Origin of the sequence: Shewanella chilikensis (genome assembly GCF_037953065.1) — a bacterium.
In the GTDB taxonomy this organism is placed as follows: domain Bacteria; phylum Pseudomonadota; class Gammaproteobacteria; order Enterobacterales; family Shewanellaceae; genus Shewanella; species Shewanella chilikensis.
In genome coordinates this window covers 865,174-883,555 of the sequence record NZ_CP149966.1, presented here as the reverse complement: position 1 = coordinate 883,555, position 18,382 = coordinate 865,174, and the positions used below count along the sequence as shown (strand labels likewise).

The 18,382-nt window shown below is 50.4% G+C and carries 16 protein-coding genes and 1 other RNA gene; 6 read left to right on the top strand and 11 right to left on the bottom strand.

Annotation, left to right across the window (positions count from 1 at the left end; all coding sequences use genetic code 11):
• Nucleotides 1-347: 347 nt before the first annotated feature.
• From WKR14_RS04085 to WKR14_RS04035, 11 genes are all read right to left on the bottom strand, one after another.
• Nucleotides 348-2,021 (bottom strand): hypothetical protein, encoded by a 1,674-nt coding sequence (locus tag WKR14_RS04085; protein ID WP_226563788.1) that lies wholly within the window; start codon nt 2,019-2,021, stop codon nt 348-350.
• A 443-nt stretch (nt 2,022-2,464) separates the two neighbouring features.
• Nucleotides 2,465-3,574 carry a hypothetical protein gene (locus tag WKR14_RS04080; RefSeq protein WP_339087412.1) on the bottom strand — a complete coding sequence of 370 codons (1,110 nt, stop codon included), beginning with the start codon at nt 3,572-3,574 and terminating at the stop codon, nt 2,465-2,467.
• Nucleotides 3,575-4,206: 632 nt separating this feature from the next.
• Entirely contained in the window at nt 4,207-5,139 is a 933-nt protein-coding gene (locus WKR14_RS04075; protein WP_144167659.1) for a hypothetical protein, read from the bottom strand.
• A 262-nt stretch (nt 5,140-5,401) separates the two neighbouring features.
• Nucleotides 5,402-5,800: a VOC family protein gene (locus WKR14_RS04070; RefSeq protein WP_144167660.1), complete on the bottom strand. Its 399-nt coding sequence runs from the start codon at nt 5,798-5,800 to the stop codon at nt 5,402-5,404.
• Nucleotides 5,801-5,889: 89 nt separating this feature from the next.
• Entirely contained in the window at nt 5,890-6,234 is a 345-nt protein-coding gene (locus WKR14_RS04065; protein WP_159352871.1) for a hypothetical protein, read from the bottom strand.
• A 520-nt stretch (nt 6,235-6,754) separates the two neighbouring features.
• Nucleotides 6,755-9,643: an aminomethyl-transferring glycine dehydrogenase gene (gene gcvP / locus WKR14_RS04060; protein WP_234554550.1), complete on the bottom strand. Its 2,889-nt coding sequence runs from the start codon at nt 9,641-9,643 to the stop codon at nt 6,755-6,757.
• 114 nt (nt 9,644-9,757) lie between these two features.
• A complete protein-coding gene (gene gcvH, locus WKR14_RS04055; RefSeq protein ID WP_025009008.1) occupies nt 9,758-10,147 on the bottom strand; it encodes a glycine cleavage system protein GcvH in 390 nt (129 codons plus the stop codon).
• 23 nt (nt 10,148-10,170) lie between these two features.
• Entirely contained in the window at nt 10,171-11,265 is a 1,095-nt protein-coding gene (gcvT, locus tag WKR14_RS04050) for a glycine cleavage system aminomethyltransferase GcvT (RefSeq protein ID WP_234554548.1), read from the bottom strand.
• Between the two features lie 250 nt (nt 11,266-11,515).
• Complete coding sequence (locus WKR14_RS04045; protein WP_144167801.1) at nt 11,516-12,727, bottom strand: FAD-dependent monooxygenase; 1,212 nt, start codon at nt 12,725-12,727, stop codon at nt 11,516-11,518.
• A 2-nt stretch (nt 12,728-12,729) separates the two neighbouring features.
• Entirely contained in the window at nt 12,730-14,001 is a 1,272-nt protein-coding gene (gene ubiH, locus WKR14_RS04040) for a 2-octaprenyl-6-methoxyphenyl hydroxylase (RefSeq protein ID WP_224867518.1), read from the bottom strand.
• 67 nt (nt 14,002-14,068) lie between these two features.
• Nucleotides 14,069-14,650: a UPF0149 family protein gene (locus tag WKR14_RS04035; protein ID WP_028779383.1), complete on the bottom strand. Its 582-nt coding sequence runs from the start codon at nt 14,648-14,650 to the stop codon at nt 14,069-14,071.
• A 264-nt stretch (nt 14,651-14,914) separates the two neighbouring features.
• On the opposite strand from WKR14_RS04035, the gene zapA reads away from it, so the two are divergent.
• The 6 genes from zapA to WKR14_RS04005 all read left to right on the top strand — a co-directional run bounded on the left by zapA (nt 14,915) and on the right by WKR14_RS04005 (nt 18,382).
• Entirely contained in the window at nt 14,915-15,223 is a 309-nt protein-coding gene (gene zapA / locus WKR14_RS04030; RefSeq protein WP_039034557.1) for a cell division protein ZapA, read from the top strand.
• A gap of 38 nt (nt 15,224-15,261) precedes the next feature.
• Nucleotides 15,262-15,442: non-coding RNA, 6S RNA (ssrS, locus tag WKR14_RS04025), on the top strand.
• A gap of 7 nt (nt 15,443-15,449) precedes the next feature.
• Nucleotides 15,450-16,094, top strand: a complete 645-nt coding sequence (locus WKR14_RS04020) for a 5-formyltetrahydrofolate cyclo-ligase (RefSeq protein ID WP_339087411.1) — start codon at nt 15,450-15,452, stop codon at nt 16,092-16,094.
• 214 nt (nt 16,095-16,308) lie between these two features.
• Nucleotides 16,309-17,046, top strand: a complete 738-nt coding sequence (locus WKR14_RS04015) for a hypothetical protein (protein ID WP_339087410.1) — start codon at nt 16,309-16,311, stop codon at nt 17,044-17,046.
• Entirely contained in the window at nt 17,019-17,642 is a 624-nt protein-coding gene (locus WKR14_RS04010; protein ID WP_339087408.1) for a polymorphic toxin type 15 domain-containing protein, read from the top strand. Before WKR14_RS04015 ends, WKR14_RS04010 begins: the two co-directional genes overlap by 28 nt.
• Before the next feature lie 71 nt (nt 17,643-17,713).
• Nucleotides 17,714-18,382: a GAD-like domain-containing protein gene (locus WKR14_RS04005; protein WP_339087407.1), complete on the top strand. Its 669-nt coding sequence runs from the start codon at nt 17,714-17,716 to the stop codon at nt 18,380-18,382.

Genomic DNA, 18,382 nt, shown 5'->3' with positions numbered 1-18,382 from the left:
CCCTGCCTGAAAATTTGACTTTTGTATTCATTTATCACCTGAACGAGCCCAAACCGGCTTAGATGCCAATGACTCATCATTAAAAGTGCTTACCTTTAAGTACCTTGGCAGCTAGAACCATGACTCATTTAAGTAGTGGTTGCGTCGTTTTAATGTTGGCAGTGATGCCATCTTTAACTCAACGCTTATACATAGGCATGTCTATTTCTACTGTACTACCAGTTAAGAGGCGAATAATCCACCGCCTAACTGGTAACCACTTTTTCGCATTAGGACAAGACTGAAATGCGCTGTTTCATACGTTAATGTAGGCTTGACTCACACCTATTGAGAACAACTGGAACCGGTCAAAGAGCATCACACAACATTTCCCTAACCCCCTTACCACTCTTGAAGGCACAATCAATGGCTAATTGTCTATCGGCACTGAGGTTACCCATCTCCCGGTCAATTAACTCTGCACCTTGTTCCAGGGTATTGGCGTCCATCACAGTTTGAAAAAGCTGCAAATACCAGTTTTGGTTCGGTCGTAACGCTATTCCTTGTCTTTCAAAGTACTGACATGTCCGAATGATCACAGAGCATTGCATCATCACATAGGTGGATTTCACCTCTGTACGGCGCCATAACCGCTCTACGCTCATTAACGCAAATAAGCCAGACAATGTTTGAGCGAGTAAGTATTGCCCCACCAATTCAGCTGTATCCTGATGCCGATATTTTAAGTGGGAGTCAACAATGAAAAAGGTACTAAAACAACATTCCGCCATCGAAGTAACCAACTGTTTGTTTTCGGGGTATCCCTTGTCCCTCAAGCCGGAAACAACATCATCCAATACCACTTCGTATATGTTGGATAACAAAGTATCCAAAGCAGCGGGTAATTCAAGCTGCTCGTCAGTATCCGATACGGAGTCAGACTTACGCAATGCGACCACTAGCTCTTCGAGCATATTCGTCAGTATCAAAACTTCGTTTTCAGAAAACTGATCCAAGTACTGGAAGTCATAATCATTGATAAAGAGCGTTTTTTTATCACAGCGAATACTACGAATTTCACTTAAGGAAAAGCTCTCTACCTTTCTTAGCGTACCTTTAGCCCAAATGGCATGAGGAGTCACAACCAGAAAATCTTTGGTTGTTTGCATAAAGGTGTTATCCACAATCATCAGGATATCGTAAGGTTCGATTTTACCCTCTGATATCTCGATGACTTTTCTGACTTTGTGGACTTTGATAGCCGGCGCGATTTGGATTTGCTGGGATAGACGATGCCTCTTGGCCACAGCGTTAACTATATCCAAGTATTCCCGCTGATAGCTACCTTCAAAAGCAGGCTTGGGACTGGATTCCTGCAGCGGCTTTTCAGGCGTAAGGCTCGCGGGGGCAGCGCTTTCAGCTTTGCCGCCCGCCGGAGCTGTATTGGTGATAGATACGTCACCATTTGCATCTGCTGCCGGAGTAACACTCTCGGTTGTAACGCCTTCAGGGGGAAGATTTTCAGCAGTAACGCTCGCCGAAGCAGTGTTGCCGACAGAAGCTTCACCATTTGCATCTGCTACCGGAGTAACCTTGGCTTGTGCCACATTCGAAACTTCAGCAGTTTCTGTCGTCCCTGTATTGCCTTGTATCTTTTGGGCCAGTTTTTCCAATAGTTTCAATAAAACCGCAGGCTTCATCCCGGAACCCGCCATACCAAAAGCACAGTCTTGCCCCAACCACAGCTCGGAACCGTCAACGGCATGCTCTTGACTGGTATTTATCAACTCTTCCCACGACATGTGGTTTTTTGCAGATGTTGTTGTCCAGTCATTTTTCCAAAACAACCCTTCAGATGTAAATGCCAGACCATTTTTCGCAGAACCAAAAACCGTTGAATCGACTATGGCATAAATATTGACTGACGCAGGCATGCCATAACACGCACTGGCATTTTTAGCTTTCTTGCTGGGTATGTTGGGAGCAACAAAAAGCCCATCAGAGTGGAAGTTCTGCAAAATCTCCAGCACATCTGTTTCCATTAGTCCTGTTCCTTGTATAAAACCGTGCTCAATACTTAGCTATGTAAAGTATTGATATCATTTGAGTAAGGTTCAGGATAAATGCTACAAGCAGCCTTCTGCAATGCTTTCTTAGCGGAAATTTGAACTCTAACGACATCATCAATCCTGCCCCTGCGTTCTACAGGTTCTACCGGGTGCCAGCCATGACAAGTGCGGCCACATTACCGTGAGCACAGGAGGCATATTGAACAGCTTAAACGCCCCATTGATGATGAGAGGGCCTTAGTCGTTTGTTCAAGGGGCAAGGTGCTACATTGGAAGAGGTTAGCGAGAGAAGGAGGGTTTCCGTAAAACATCACCTATTTCAACGGACAAGAAACAGCCCAAGCTTTTAAAGCAATATGATAGGGATAGCTGGCTCTTATGAAAAATAAAAGCCAGCCTAAATAAAAATATCAGATTTAACATTCATTAACTGGTACTCTAAATACGTATTTTAGAGCCCCACCCTGATAGAAATAAACCGTACAAGTTTGGTATCCGCCGCCACTAGGTCCGCCGGTATTTTCACCAATATTGCTGAAGTTGGAGGGACCACCTGATGAATTCCTAAAGTCACCACTTTCACGTAATGTTTTTAACTTGCTAAGAATGCAGGGGTCAGTAAAAGCGAGAGGACCATTTTTCCCCTTCAACTGTGCTAAAGTATAGCCTCCAGCGACTACCGAAAGATCATTCAATGTTAAATCAATTATTGGTGTAGCTGCAATGTTGTCATTTTTCATAATCCTTAAGTCAAATAAAAGGTAATCTGTCATAAACTCACCACCCTCAGACTGCCTAAAGCCGAACTGAAGTGATAAGGATGGATCTTTACTTGTATATTTAAGACCTACTGTTCCCAGCCGATTACTGAGATTTACTTGTACATCATTTATATCGACTGACGATCCATTCTTACTCAATACAGCGTGAACATTTTTCAAAAGGGGAGTACCGTTAACTATATCTGACTTTAATTTATTTTCTATATCCGTTAATTTATTTGGATCAACTATAGCAGCAAGTGCAGTATCGGTTGGACAACCGCTTGAAACACCAGAACTGCTATCCTGATTACTATCATATAATCCAACTTGATTAATTCCTGCTGAGATAATACCAATCTCGTCTCGACGAATTTTATTTTGTTCTACAACTGATTTTTTTAAGGCTCCATAGGCTAGCCCGGCATCTGACAAAAGAGACTTTTTTTCTGATGTTATAGCAAAAGGCCAAGTTGTCGCTTCATAAGATATCCCATCAAACCCATGCCCTACACTGAAACTATAAACAACACCGGTATTTGGATTGACCAGGGCTATTTTATTGCTCGTTGAGCCACAAATCATGTTATCTGGTGTCATGGGTTGAGTTCTGTCTTCCGGGTAACAATTCAGACGTGGCGTAAAATTTTTAACAGCAAACTGTCGCGCACTAGCATCATTTGTACAACTTGAGCACAAATAGTTCTGAGTAGCCATTGATGAAAATGGTAAAACCGCCATCAGTAAAAGAAATATTTTTTTCACTTTACACCTCCTTGTTAACACCAGCACTACCAGCTTGTAACCCACCAGTCAACCACCCCGGTCATTGTTCTTCAATCACCTTTTTACTGCTGGGTGATGTAACCTGTTGGCCTGCATGGTTTATGTTGACCTGAACCCTATTCGCGCTGGAATAAGCAAACCCCTGGAGGACTCAGACTATAGCAGTATTGAACGGCAGATACGGGCGGGGATACTGAGTAAAAACACCTGAACTATTACCCTTTGGCGACAATGAATGGCGGAACATGCCACAAGGATTGCACTTTGAAGCCAGGGATTATTTAATAACTGGTCGATGATACCGGATACATTCTCCGTCACAACAAGCGCAGCCATATTGAACCGCTTACCCATCGATAACAGGCTCAAGCTGACGACCGACTTTAGCCATGTATTCAAAGAGCCAGATGATACGCTGAAGCCACTTACAGCGCTTTGTAAAGCCAGAGCCGTGGCGACCCTAACAGGATTCAGTTTTCCATTTACTCCAGTATAACGACATTCTATGACTATATTTACCCGCCCTGGCTTGCTAGTAAGTTAGCGAAAGACTATAGAGTTAGCTAGCCTTTCGCCAATAGGTGTTTTAATAATTTTTGATATCGAAGTATTTAACTATTAACAATATCCTTTAACATTTTTTGAATGTCATTCTGTGAGGGGAAATCATCAAAATCTGTTGTGCCATCACTGTTTAGCCAATGCACGCTTTTCAAATAGCTTTCATAGACAACTTTACTTTTAATATCACGATAAGGATACACACTTACATTAGTTACATAATGCATGTCACCTTTGCTCAGATGAATGGTTGCTGTTTTTTCTATTTTATGTTCTGTCGTATTGTTGACTCTTAATTGAATGAAATTGGCATAGACAGAATCATCTTGATAGTCTGCTATAAAACTACCTTTGATAATTTTTTCTTTAAAGTAACCAATTCTTGTAATGTTTATATCATTAAATGAATCTTCTATTTGTTGCTGAAGCTGTTCTGTGGAGAATGGGGGAACAATAATTGGCATACTTCCCATATTACCTGAACGCTGTCGGTACTCATCAGGGTACTCTACCTTTAAAGTTAATAGGTCATTATCCTCACTGTAGTTAAACTTAAATTTAAAAATATAGTCTTGATATGCAATAGCCTTTCTGGATTCATAACTCTGAATAGTCTTGAATGACATTGCCAAACCAACTTTTGATACATTCCAGTTGAGTTCTGAATTTAGTCTAATTTTACTGTTTTTCGATAGCATCTTGATTGTACTTTCAAAAGTGTCAGTTTTTTCAACTACTGGAATTGACTTTGAAGAGAAGGATTTTGATAGATTATTCCTTAACTCAATAAGTATCCTATCTTCTACTTCTTCTCTACTTAAATTTGCTATTTTAAATTTGAAAACCTTTTCTTTTTGCAGTGATATACTATGAACTTCTTCCGGATGTACATTATCACTCATAGTGAAAACTCGTCCGGATTCTGTTGATACACACCCTGCCAAATTAAAAAATAACAGAAAAATAAAAATTTTTGTTTTCATATTAAAAACCCATAATTATAAACGCTACAAATATACAGTTAGATATTGGATGACTCAATGGTTCATTAACTATAAGATGAACCGGAATGGTTGTTTTGCGAGATAGGTTTGAAATTGTACTTCTAGTTCGATTTTGGAACCACTTTTAGCTTTTGAACATCCTCTTTGTATTCACTTCATGCCGAATGGTCCACAAAGGGATTGAAGAATGATGTTCTCTCTAGAAACACCATGCTATCAGCAACACCGGCAACTAGAGCCTTTATTCAGCTAACGATGGGTGCCTTTGTTTTTTGATTTCTTCGTATTCATAACTAGTAATTTCATACGGATTACCATATGGATCGCTAAAATAAATAGACCATGACAGAGCATGATCACTTTCTTTGAAATCAACACCATGATTACCAAGCTGCGCTTTCCACTCTTCGTAGTTTGTAGAATCCACAGAAAACGCCACGGTCGTATTTACCAAGGTGTCTGATTCAAAGAGTGCAATGTGAACACCACCATTTTCAATTGTTAATGGTCCACCTTCTAAAAACCAACGTTCAAGTGACTCAACTCGATTGAACCCCAATACTTCTTTGTACCATTGCTCCGCACTCAAACGATCTGGCGCATAAATATGGATGTGATCTATTTTCTCTAGCTTTGGCATAATTTTATCTCCATATACTTATATCTTAAAAAGGCATAACACCGTGTAAAGAGGCCGTACCAGCGTAGGGACAAGTGACGTATGACACCTTATTTCGTACGCTGTACTGAGCGTACTGGTACCCACCCTATCTCGCCCATTGACCTAGAGACTCGATACCACGAATTGAGTTCAAACAGCACTGACAGTTTTTCACCGATGGCAGTATTGAGCTCAACATTGTCATAATCTTGAAGCATGATACCCACGGAGCTGCCCTCAACCTTTTCTATATATTGAACTGGAGCCCAACCCTGCTCACCTGCGTCATTGGTTATAAAAATCCAATTGGGAAATTCGTCATCTATTTCACCCTGTTCGACTTTATCACCTTGCTTCAAATAAAACGGATTTGGATATTCTGAGACATGCTGTTCAATAGTAACTACTTCCATATGTTCTCCAAAGTACATAACACCTTTGGCTAGGGAATCCCCAGATAATTCCGTAACTAGAGATGTTGCAGTGTGGTCAATGCATCGTATTTTTCGCAGGACTAGAGGGGGAATTTCAGATACGGTTCAGCGCCGCAGTAGCGAGTCCAAGCCGCAACCATGGCGTCACTGCCGAAGAGAAGACAATGAAGCCGATCATTTTCGCCGCGCAGTTTACTTAAGTAAATGAGCAGCGAAAATGATTGGATGAAGCCCTAACTAATGTGCTCCACTAAACCATAATTGCATTGCTGACGAAGCTAATGCTAGGCAAATCGATGGCGCCAGCGCGCAGTTGACTAATGTCAATGAGCACTGGCGCCAAGATTTAACGCCGCAGTAGCGAGTCCAAGCCGCAACCATGGCGTCACTGCCGAAGAGAAGACAATGAAGCCGATCATTTTCGCCGCGCAGTTTACTTGAGTAAATGAGCAGCGAAAATGATTGGATGAAGCCGTATTATCGAGGCCAAGTAGCCATGTTATTCGTACTCAGACATGGGCACACAGGCACAAAACAAATTCCTATCCCCATACACATCATCAATACGATTCACGGTCGGCCAGAACTTGTTGGCCTTGACTGTGGCATTAGGGAATACCGCCAGTTCGCGATCGTATGGACGGCTGTCGAAGGCGGGATCCATGATGTCGGCTAGCGTGTGTGGCGCATTGTGCAGCGGATTATTGTCCGCAGGCCACTCACCGGCTTCGACCCGGGCGATTTCGCTGCGGATGGCCACCATGGCTTCGATAAATCTGTCCAGTTCGGCCTTGGACTCAGACTCGGTCGGCTCGATCATCAGGGTTCCGGCAACCGGGAAGCTCATGGTCGGAGCGTGGAAGCCGTAGTCGTTGAGACGCTTGGCAACATCCATTTCGGTGACGCCGGAGGCTTCTTTCAGCGGGCGCAGATCGATAATGCACTCGTGAGCCACACGGTCGTTACGGCCGCGGTACAGCACTGGATAGTGCTCTGACAGCTTCTTCATCACATAGTTGGCGTTGAGCATGGCGTTCTGGGTTGATTCACGCAGGCCCTTGGCGCCCAGCAGCTTAATGTACATCCAGCTGATTGGCAGTATGCTGGCGCTGCCGTATGGCGCGGCAGAAACGGCACCGTTGTTGTCGCTTTCGCGGCCCGGCTTAACCAGAGTATGACCGGCAACGAAAGGAGCCAAATGCGCTTTTACGCCGATAGGGCCCATGCCTGGACCACCGCCGCCATGAGGAATGGCGAAGGTCTTGTGCAGGTTGAGGTGGGAAACGTCCGCGCCGATAAAGCCGGGAGTGGTCACACCCACCTGGGCATTCATGTTGGCACCGTCCAGATACACCTGGCCACCGTGTTGATGAATAACCTCACAGATCTCCGAGACGGTTTCTTCATACACGCCGTGGGTGGAAGGATAAGTGATCATGATGCAGGATAGGTTGCCCGCCACTTCGGCCGCCTTGGCGCGCAGATCTTCCATGTCCACGTTGCCGCGCTTGTCACAGGCCACAACCACTATCTTCATACCGGCCATCTGCGCCGAAGCCGGGTTGGTACCGTGAGCCGACTGAGGGATCAGACAAACATTGCGGTGCCCCTCGCCGCGGGATTCATGGTACTTCTTGATGGCCAACAGACCGGCGTATTCGCCGGATGCACCCGAGTTGGGCTGCAGGCACATGGCGTCATAGCCGGTGATTTCCACCAGATAGTCTGACAGCTCATTGAGCAGCTTTTCATAGCCCTTGGCTTGATCCAGCGGGCAGAAAGGATGCAGGTTGGCAAATTCCGGCCAGCTGATTGGCAGCATCTCGGCGGTAGCGTTCAGCTTCATGGTGCATGAACCCAGAGAGATCATCGAGTGGTTCAGCGCCAGGTCTTTGTTTTCAAGACGCTTGATGTAGCGCAGCATCTCGGTTTCGCTGTGGAAGCTGTTGAAGGTTGGATGCGTCAGAATAGCCTCATCACGCAGCAGCGCCGCAGGGATGGACTCACTGCCCTTGGCAAGGATTTCAGCATCCAGAGCCGCCACATCCAGGCCATGACCGGCGCCCAGAATGATATCGAACAGGGCCGCCAGATCATCAGCAGTCGTGGTTTCATCCAGGCTGACACCCAAAGTGCCTTCGACATCGATACGCAGGTTGCTCTCGGCGGCAATGGCGCGGGCCAGCACGGCGTCTTTGTCGGCCACTTTGAAGGTCAGAGTGTCGAACCAGCTAGCGTTGACCAGCTCAACGCCCTTGGCCTTGAGGCCGGCGGCGAGAATATCGGTCAGGCGGTGGATACGCTCGGCTATGGTCTTCAGCCCTTGTGGGCCATGGTATACAGCGTAGAAAGAGGCCATGTTGGCCAGCAGGATCTGCGCGGTACAGATATTCGAGTTAGCCTTTTCGCGGCGGATATGCTGCTCACGGGTTTGCATCGCCATCCGCAGCGCTGTGTTGCCGCGGCTATCTTTGGAAACGCCTATGATACGGCCAGGCATGGAACGCTTGTGCTCGTCACGGGTCACAAAGAAAGCGGCGTGCGGGCCACCATACCCCATAGGCACGCCGAAACGCTGCGCGCTGCCAAAGACCACGTCGGCGCCCAGGCTACCGGGAGACTTGAGCAATACCAGCGACATGATATCTGCGGCAACAGCCACAATCGCTTTCTGCTCACGCAGCTTGGCAAAGAGTTCACGCTGATCGTTCAGCTCGCCTGTCTTGCCGCTGTACTGGAACAGGGCACCAAAGAGTTCATGATTGAGCGCTTCCTCGGCGGGGCCTACGACGACTTCAAAACCAAAGCATTCGGCGCGGGTCTTGACCACATCCAGCGTCTGCGGGAACACGTCATCGGCAACGAAGAAGATATTGGCTTTCTTGGCCTTGGATACCCGCTTGGCCAGCGCCATGGCTTCGGCGGCGGCAGTGGCTTCGTCCAGCAGCGAGGCGGAGGCCAGATCCAGGCCTGAGAGGTCCATAGACATCTGCTGGAAATTCAGTACCGCTTCCAGACGACCCTGGGCGATTTCCGGCTGGTATGGGGTATAAGCCGTGTACCAACCCGGGTTTTCCAGCACATTGCGCAAAATGACGTTAGGCACTTCAGTGCCGTAGTAGCCCATGCCTATGTAGCTCTTGAATACCTTGTTCTGCTTGGCCAGACTCTTGATATAGGCCAGACCTTCGGCTTCGCCACAGGCTTCGCCCACGGCCAGATCCCGGTTCAGACGAATCGACTCCGGTACTATCTGCGCCGTCAGATCTTCCAGTGACTCGGCGCCAACATAATTCAGCATCTCTTGCTGCTGCAGGGCGTCGGAGCCGATATGACGACGGATAAAGAGTTCGTGCTGCTCTAACTGAGTGAGGGTTTGCTTGGTCATGATTAACCTTGTTCCATGTTCGCCGGTATCCAGCCGTAGGGAGGCGGTGTACCAGTCTCTTTATTTAGTGGTAAAACAAACGAAGCCCCGGAGGGCTTCGTTTTTCAGCGACGCTTATTCTTCGTCGATGACAGCCTGATATCCTTCGGCATCCAGCAGGTTATCCAGCTCAGACAGGTCAGAAGGCATGATACGGAAGAACCAGCCGTCACCGAATGCATCGCTGTTGACCAGCTCAGGGCTGTCTTCCAGCGCTTCGTTGATGGCAATCACTTCACCGGACAGAGGGGCATAGATATCTGAAGCGGCCTTAACAGACTCGGCCACAGCGCAATCCTCAGAGGCGCTGACAGTGTCGCCTACTTCCGGCAATTCAACGAAAACCATATCACCCAGCAGCTCCTGCGCATGTTCAGTGATACCGACTGTGTAGCTACCGTCTTCTTCCTTGCGGATCCATTCGTGAGAAGAAGCGTACTTCAGTTCGCTTGGAATATTGCTCATTATTCTTGTTCCTTTCCCGTGTTTTAGAATGCTTGTTTACCGTTACGCACAAAGCCTGGCGCCACTACTTTAACAGCGACGCGCTTCTTGCGCATTTCGACTTCGGCCGTATCCCCAATGGAGTTCGGTACCCGGGCCATCGCAATAGAATAGCCCAATGTCGGTGAGAATGTACCGCTGGTGATCACGCCTTCCTGCTCTTGGCCGTTGGCATCGGTAAAGAATACCGGCATGCCGTGGCGCAGCACGCCTTTTTGCTCCATCACCAGGCCAATAAACTTGTCGGCTCCGGCCGCTTTGATGGCGGTCAGGGCTTCACGACCGATAAAGTCACGATCGCTCGGCTCCCAGGCAATGGTCCAGCCCATATTGGCGGCCAATGGGTTAATGGTTTCGTCCATGTCCTGACCGTAGAGGTTCATCCCGGCTTCCAGGCGCAGCGTATCGCGGGCGCCCAGACCACATGGCTTAACACCGGCATCGAACAGCGCTTGCCACAGAGCTTCGGCTTCTTCGGCTGGCACGGTAATTTCGTAACCTTCTTCACCTGTGTAACCTGTGGTAGCCACAAACAGGTTGCCCGCCTGCACACCGAAGAAAGGCTTCATGCCTTCAACGGCCGCGTTTTGCTCGGCAGTGAACACAGTGGCGGCTTTGGCCTTGGCGTTAGGGCCCTGCACGGCAATCATCGCCAGCTCAGGACGCTCTGTCACTGTGACATCATAGGGCTTGGACTGCTCGGCAATCCAGGCGAGATCTTTGTCGCGGGTGGCTGAGTTGACGACAACCCGGTAATGGGTGTCATCGAGATAATAAGTGATCAGATCGTCAATCACCCCGGCTTCATGGTTCAGCATGCCGCTGTACAGCGCCTTGCCGGAAACCTTGAGTTTGGCGATATCGTTGGCCAGCAGTTTACGCAGGAAGGCTTTGGCGTCGCTGCCGCTGACATCAACAACCGTCATATGGGAGACGTCGAACATACCGGCGTCCTGACGCACTGCGTGATGTTCTTCTATCTGCGAACCATAGTTGAGTGGCATCTCCCAACCATGAAAATCAACCATCTTGGCATTGGCTTCCAAGTGCTTGTTAAAGAGTACAGTTTTATTAGCCATTGTTATCCCTTCTAGTCGGGGCTTTACAGTGTCACCCAGGGGCAACACTGAGTTAAAATGCAGCGAAATTATACCCTGCGTCACAAATTTGTATACAAGTGATTTTTCTAATCCGAACTATTATGGATTAATTTTTCTCATGGTTTGCCTGTAATTTTTTTACAGTAAATCACAGCGTATGTATAAAAAACGCCCAAAGGCGACTGTTTTTGGGCGTTTTCCTTCACATACGGCTAACCGGGGATGAAGATTATTCAGGACGGCACAGACGCGGCAGCTTGAATTTGTGTCCCATGGCCTGTTGCATGAACACAGTTTTCAGCCCAGCGACATTGTCCACCAGGTTGAGACCGAGATCGCGAATCGCCTTCTTCAAAGGATTACTGCCGGCAAACAACCGCTTGAACCCCTCCATGGCGGCTATCATCTCCATCGCCTCGGCCTTGCGCCAGCGCTCAAGGGCGCGCAGCTCGTCATAAGCGCCGATATCCTTGCCTTCACCGTGCAATGCCGCCACGGTTTCCACTATGGCGCCGGCATCGAGGAATCCCAGGTTAACCCCCTGCCCCGCCAACGGATGTATGGTGTGCGCCGCATCGCCGGCCAACAACAAACGATGGCGGGCGAAATGGCGCGCATAACGCATCCGCAGCGGAACACTCCGGCGTTCACTCTCCAGCTGACACAGGCCCAGGCGGCCATCGAAGGCGGCGGTCAGCGCCCGGGAGAAGGCCTCATCATCCAGCGCCTGCAAGGCTTCGGCCTTTTGCGGCGGCACCGACCAGACGATGGAACAGAGGTCGCTCTCATAAAGCGGCAGAAACGCCAGCGGGCCATCGGCACTGAACACCTGACGGGCACAGTCACCATGGGGCAACTGAGTGCGAATGCTGGCGACTATGGCGTGATGGCCGTAATCCCAAAAAGTCAGTGGGATCTGGCACTGCTGACGAACCCAGGAGTTGGCGCCATCGGCAGCCACCACCAGGGCGGCACTGAGGTTATCGCCGTTATCCAGCGTCAGCCAGGCTTCACGCTCACCAAAGGCGATACGTTCGAGCCGGGTGTGTTCCAGCAGTGTCAGCTGTTCCAGCTCTGCGGCCCGTTGGGCCAGGGCATAGTGAATGGCATCGTTTTCGATTATGGTGCCAAGGGAAGTCTCACACTGGCTCTGGGCATCAAACTGAATGCGCCCCATGCCGTCTTTTTCCCAGACATCCATCTTGCTGTATGGCCCGAGGCGGGACTTATCCAGATAGGCCCAGGCCCCCAAGTGTTCGAGCAGCGCCTGGCTGGCCTTATTGATGGCACTGACCCTCAGGCGCGGCGCGCCCTCGACCGGCGCGGCACCGGCGGCATCTATCACCACCACCTTGAGCCCGGCCTGCTCCAAACCGCAGGCCGTTGCCAGTCCCACCATACCGCCGCCCACCACGGCCACATCATAGCTTTGGAAATTCATCGTCACTGACTCCTGGAAAAGAAACAAGCAGCCGATTGCCTGTGCCACCCCATGGCTCTGTGGGCCACCGGGGTCTTGAGAGGTGGACACCAGGAGAGGATCCTGAGTCCCAAATTACGTCCGGCCACCAGCGGCCAGTAGTTGTTGGAAAAACCGCGCACCAGAAACTCAATATTGTTGATGGTCTGGCGTCTGTCCTGCTCACGGGCGGCATGATAGGCATGCAGCACCTGGGCTGCGCCTGGGTCAGTGCCTTTGGCCAATACCGGCTCCAGCGTTTCCAGTACAGTGACCAGATCCCTGAGCCCCAGATTAAAGCCCTGCCCGGCTATCGGGTGCAGAGTCTGGGCGGCATTGCCCAAATAAAGCGTGCGGTGATAGATGGGTCTTGGCATGTAAGAGAGACTCAGTGGGTAACGGTGACGCTCCCCCACGGCCACAAAACGCCCGGCCCGATAACCGAAGGCCTGTTGCAGCTGCTGCAAAAACTCGGCCTGCGGCAAAGCTTGCACCCGCTCGGCCTCTTCATGGGGCAAGGCCCACACCAGAGAGAGCCGGGCCTGGCCGTCGCTGTCGCCCATAGGCAGCAAAGCCAGCGGGCCGTGCTCGGTGAAGCGCTCCCAGGCCATGCCATTATGGGGCTTGTCGGTAGCAACATTGGCGATAACCGCGCTCTGACCAAACTCAAACTGCTGCAACGCCTGTTGCTGCTGGGCACGCACCGAGGAGTTAACCCCATCTGCCGCCAGCAATAAGCGGCAGGAAAGCCGCTGACCGTTACTGAGGGTCAAACTATGGCCCGCAGCCGAGGTTTGCAGCTTCTCGAGACGCGCCGGGCAATAAAGCTGGATATCACTCTTGCCGATGGCGCCAAACAGCCGCTGGCCGACCCGCTCGAGTTCCACCACCTGGCCGAGGGAGTCCAGCGCAAACTGCTCGGAGTTGAGTTCTGTCATGCCGAAATGGCCGCGATCCGAGACATGAATATCGGTTATCGCCGTGCCCAGGTCTGCAAGCAAAGGCCAGATACCGAGGCGCTTGAGTTCAAACACTGAGCCATTGGCTATGGCGATGGAGCGGGCATCGAAACCAGGATGTTGCCTGGCGGGATCGAAGGCCTCGATAACGGCTATTTTCAGCGGACGGGAGAGTTTCCTGGCCAGGTCGGCCAGCCCCAATGCCAAGGTGGCACCGGCCATGGCGCCGCCGACAATGGCGATATCCAGCTCAGTGCATTCCTGACTCACAGCTTGGGCGTCAACTTGCGGGTTCATCTTTCCTCTACTCAGGCACGCTCAATGGGTGCCGTCACAGAAAATGACAGGGCGAACGGGCGCCCTGTCAATGCAGCGTATTATTGTCTTGTGTTTCGGCGTCGAGATCCGGCAACTCTGGGCCGAACTCTGAATAGCAGAGAATGGCGGCCATGCGAACAAACTCCAGCAGCTCGAGATATGCACTTTCGGATTCATCATCGTCGGCAACATCGAACTCTACCTGGGCAATTTCCGCCAGATCTTTGATCACTTCACGGACATCTTCCGATGCCTGATTCAAACCGGGTTGAATAATGGCGATACCGGTGAGGAAGCTCTGGGTCCAGAGCGAGAGCGCCTCGACCCGCACTGTCAGAGGTTCTTCCTCTTCCGGCAGCAGCAGGGTGAAGCCAAAGTCTGGATCCTGCAGTCGATTGACGGTATCGCCAAAAAGTTCGGTTATCAGTTGTGTCAGTTCGTCGGGCAGGCGCTGGCCGTCGTTCATCAGCTCGAGCAGTGGCTGATACCAGGCCTGCTCCTGTTGTGGCACGCCGCCACAAATCAGGCCCACCAAAGCGCCATGCACTTCAACCGGATGCTGACCTATGTCGGCGTTGTCGAGCGCACTGCGCAGGCTTTCGATACGTAATGAGGGTGGGGTTGCCATAAAGCTGTCCAAGTATTGAATTTACCCCCGTCATGCTAGCAGAGTTAGGGGTGGCGACCAAGACTCGAATCTTACCCAAGCTGCGAGCCAGGTCGTGCATTTGCAATGCATCCAGGCTTCGCCGTTTAGCTACTGCCGGGATTTTGCGCCAGGGAAGCTCATAGAACCAGCAGCCGACGCAACAAAGTGGCGCTTGTCTTGCACTTTAACGCTGAGCTAGATATATTCCGCCACAGAGCCAAAGAAAAGGATCCCGTGCGGAAGATGAGTAACAGTGCCATAGATATCACCCTGTTGGGGCGCACCTACTCCATCGCCTGTCCCCCGGGTCAGGAACAGGCACTGCAAGCGGTGGCGCAGAAATTGGAGCTGCAACTGGGCAAGATAAAGGCCCGCACCAACGCCATCAGCCGTGAGGAAATGGCTTTGATGGCCGCACTCAACATAGGCTATGAGCTCTATGAAGAGCAGCGGAAGAATCAAGATTATATGAGCCAAATGGATGACAGAATCCGTTTGCTGCAATCCACTCTTGAGCACGCATTGGTTGAGCGAAGCGCAAGAGAGGATTAAACTGAAATAGCACGAACCCTCAGGTTCGACCCAGAATTTGCTCCCTGGGGTGTGCGACAGCTGGTAATGTCCCTGTGCCGATATTTTTAATCTCAGGGTGAATGTTTTACTGACATTGTGCATGCTCGGCGCGAACCGAGAAGCCTTAGGAGGTAATCATTTACCCGCCTTGAACCTACGGTTCAAGGGCTACACCGGCATCGACATTCTGGGGAGCATCCTCTTTATGACCCACACAGACTCAAGCAGCCAAAACCGTGATGGGTGTTGCAAGACGCTCAGGCAGGCTATTCGCCATGCCCGCAGGGCCATTCCCGAAGCCGAGCAGCATGTTGCCGCCCTCAAGGGCTGTGAGCAGTTTCTAACCTTGCTCGATGAACTGAGCGCCCAGGGCAGAGCCATCAAGACAGTCGCCCTCTACTTTAGCTGTGACGGCGAGCTGGACACCGCTCCCCTTATCGAAGCGCTATGGCAACGGGGAATCACCACCTGTCTGCCGATCATTCATCCCTTTGCCCCGGGGCGTTTACTGTTTCTGCGCTATCAACTCGCCAGTCAACTGCACGCAAACAGCTTTGGTATCCCCGAGCCCAGGCTGGATATCCGCAGTCTGGTGCCTTTGGCTGAACTGGATCTCATCCTCACGCCATTAGTGGCCTTCGACGCCCAGGGCAACCGTATGGGCATGGGCGGCGGCTTCTACGACAGAACACTGGCCGCGGCGCAGCAAGGCGACCGAACTGTGCCATTGCTGGCAGTCGGCTTTGCCCATACCCTGCAGCTGGTGGACTCCCTGCCCCTCGCCCCCTGGGATATCCCGCTGCCCTTTATCGTCACCCCGGACAAGCTGCATCGTTTTAACACGCCATAGCGCTGGAACTTGAACAGAGGGAGCCTACACCGGGCAAAATCTTGCCCGCTGGGCAATTTTTTGCTCGATTCTGGGCAATAAATTGCCCAGCCTAAAACGCAAAAAAAGTAACTCACTGAAAAACAGTGAATTTACAGTCTGGCATACATCCTGCTTATTCGTCTCACTCTGATCCCCACTCGTTTACAACGCAGATAACAGGAAGTTATGCAGTATGTCAGTACGTTTAGCCTCTGTGGACTCATTGATGCTGCATGATGCCGCCTTGATTGAGTCCGACTTTACTTATCTCAGCGATATCGATTGGCAAACAATAACACCGACAGGCCGTGACCGGAGCTATGTCATCAAGGCGCTGAAACACGGTGAAATAGTGTTACTCAGTGACAGCCCCCGCTTGCCCTTGTTCTCTCTGTCTCGAAATGGGCCCATAGTAAACTCAGTTTATGGTGAAAACATAGATGCCCAAGTACTAACCCGCTTAACCAAGCGTTTTGCAAACACCGGCGGCAGCGGGTCACAAAGCAACAGCAATGTCTGGCAGCCGGCACCACAGCTAAGCTATGTAGCCGATACCTCCCGGGTACAAGAAACCCCGCCATCACCGCCCCCTATACTCATCAGCGACAATTTCAGTAAGTCGCCGCAGAGACTCGAACTGGAACTCTGCTACAACGATAATGAAAAAACCTTTGCCGGCAATGTTCCTTATACGGTTATCTTCAGTGACCCTAACCGGACAGTCATTCAAGGTGTACTGAACAGCAAGGGCTGGGCCATGGTGGAAGGCGGTCCCAATTACCCGGCCCAGGTCATATTTGGTGATGAAGCCGAGAAAGTCGAAGCAGAAGCTGCCATTACCATACAATATCAACAACTCGACCAGCGCTTGATGACACAGCCAATCACATCGCCCAGCAGGCTTTGGTCGCCAAGGAAACCAAACGGGTAGCATTAACTGAATCCTTTAAACAGGCTGTTGACGATAAAATTGCCGAGCTAAACGCCCAAAGTGAAGCGTTTGATAATCTCTCCTTCCTGTCTCAATCATGGCAAATAGCCCAAGCCACTCAAAATGGCGCAACCAGAGGAGTCACTGAATACCTTCCCGATCTGGGTGAATTTGGCGAGCTAATGGAAGCCGCTGACATTGATATCTTTATGTTACTGGAGGCCATCAGCACGGGAAAAGCTCAAAGGGAAGCCAGAAAAAATTATCAGAAAGAGTTAATTGAGAAATATCGTGAAAAATTTCGTAAAAGTAGAGAGTACCTGGGCCAGGAGGGGCTGGATAAGGCTCGGGAATTGGCAGAGCAAGATATGAAGACACTGAATGCGCTGCACAGCCCGGACTTGTATGCCGGCGGTAAAGATGAAATCTCGGGCTTTGGCGATGCCAGTGTCAATCAATCCATAGGCTCACAGTGGAAAACCAAAGGCGATGCTGACTTAACCAGGGTGCAATTGATGGATAGGGAGGCCCAAAAGGCCCTGGCCCAGCTCGGCCCGAATGCCCATATGAATATCACACTGCATAGATGCCACTAACGGCCAGGGATAATGCCTGCAGGTAACGCAATAGATAACGCAACCGCCAAGCCAAAAGGAAACGTATAACAATGAATGAGTATTTTGACGACTTTTATCATTTTGGAGGCTTCGGGCCGGCATTCGATGCCGTGGCGCCTTCGGCCGAGACGCTGAATTTTTACCGGCACAAACTGCCGCCAAGGCTGCTCGAATACTGGCGGGAGTACGGCTTTTGCGGCTGGGGCGAGGGCGCATTCTGGACCGTGGATCCGGGCGACTATCGTGAGTTGCTCCATGCCTGGCTGGCCGGCACCCCCTTTGAGAACCAGGATAACTACCATGTGATTGGCCGCGGCGCCTTCGGCAGGTTGCTGATTTGGGGCGAAACCTCGGGGCTGAGCCTCAAGATCAACCCCTGTTATGGGATGATCTTCCCTAAGGCCTCCGCCGCCGACAACTTAAGAGAGCAGGGCCCTGAGCTGACTATCGATCTGTTTTATGCTTGTCTATCAAAGGATTCACTGGATCTTGATGACGCCGATGACAAGCCACTGTTTCAGCAGGCGCTGGCCCGCCTGGGGCCGCTGCGCGCCGAGGAGATGTACGGCTTTGTTCCGGCCCTGGCGCTGGGCGGCGCCCCCAAGCTGGCCAATCTGCAGAAAGTCAACCTCTTTGACCATCTACTGTTTTTGGCCGAGTTGGGCGAAAAGCAGATCATGGCCGATATTGTGGCGCTGTCAAATGCGCTGCACAAATAA

Excerpts from the sequence above, each read along its gene's own strand:
- gcvT (WP_234554548.1), bottom strand. The coding sequence starts at position 11,265 with ATGGCTAATAAAACTGTACTCTTTAACAAGCACTTGGAAGCCAATGCC.
- WKR14_RS04075 (WP_144167659.1), bottom strand. The coding sequence starts at position 5,139 with ATGAAAACAAAAATTTTTATTTTTCTGTTATTTTTTAATTTGGCAGGG.
- WKR14_RS04020 (WP_339087411.1), top strand. The coding sequence starts at position 15,450 with ATGACCCACACAGACTCAAGCAGCCAAAACCGTGATGGGTGTTGCAAG.
- WKR14_RS04015 (WP_339087410.1), top strand. The coding sequence starts at position 16,309 with ATGTCAGTACGTTTAGCCTCTGTGGACTCATTGATGCTGCATGATGCC.
- WKR14_RS04045 (WP_144167801.1), bottom strand. The coding sequence starts at position 12,727 with ATGAATTTCCAAAGCTATGATGTGGCCGTGGTGGGCGGCGGTATGGTG.
- zapA (WP_039034557.1), top strand. The coding sequence starts at position 14,915 with ATGAGTAACAGTGCCATAGATATCACCCTGTTGGGGCGCACCTACTCC.
- gcvP (WP_234554550.1), bottom strand. The coding sequence starts at position 9,643 with ATGACCAAGCAAACCCTCACTCAGTTAGAGCAGCACGAACTCTTTATC.
- WKR14_RS04005 (WP_339087407.1), top strand. The coding sequence starts at position 17,714 with ATGAATGAGTATTTTGACGACTTTTATCATTTTGGAGGCTTCGGGCCG.
- WKR14_RS04035 (WP_028779383.1), bottom strand. The coding sequence starts at position 14,650 with ATGGCAACCCCACCCTCATTACGTATCGAAAGCCTGCGCAGTGCGCTC.
- gcvH (WP_025009008.1), bottom strand. The coding sequence starts at position 10,147 with ATGAGCAATATTCCAAGCGAACTGAAGTACGCTTCTTCTCACGAATGG.
- ubiH (WP_224867518.1), bottom strand. The coding sequence starts at position 14,001 with ATGAACCCGCAAGTTGACGCCCAAGCTGTGAGTCAGGAATGCACTGAG.
- WKR14_RS04085 (WP_226563788.1), bottom strand. The coding sequence starts at position 2,021 with ATGGAAACAGATGTGCTGGAGATTTTGCAGAACTTCCACTCTGATGGG.
- WKR14_RS04065 (WP_159352871.1), bottom strand. The coding sequence starts at position 6,234 with ATGGAAGTAGTTACTATTGAACAGCATGTCTCAGAATATCCAAATCCG.
- WKR14_RS04070 (WP_144167660.1), bottom strand. The coding sequence starts at position 5,800 with ATGCCAAAGCTAGAGAAAATAGATCACATCCATATTTATGCGCCAGAT.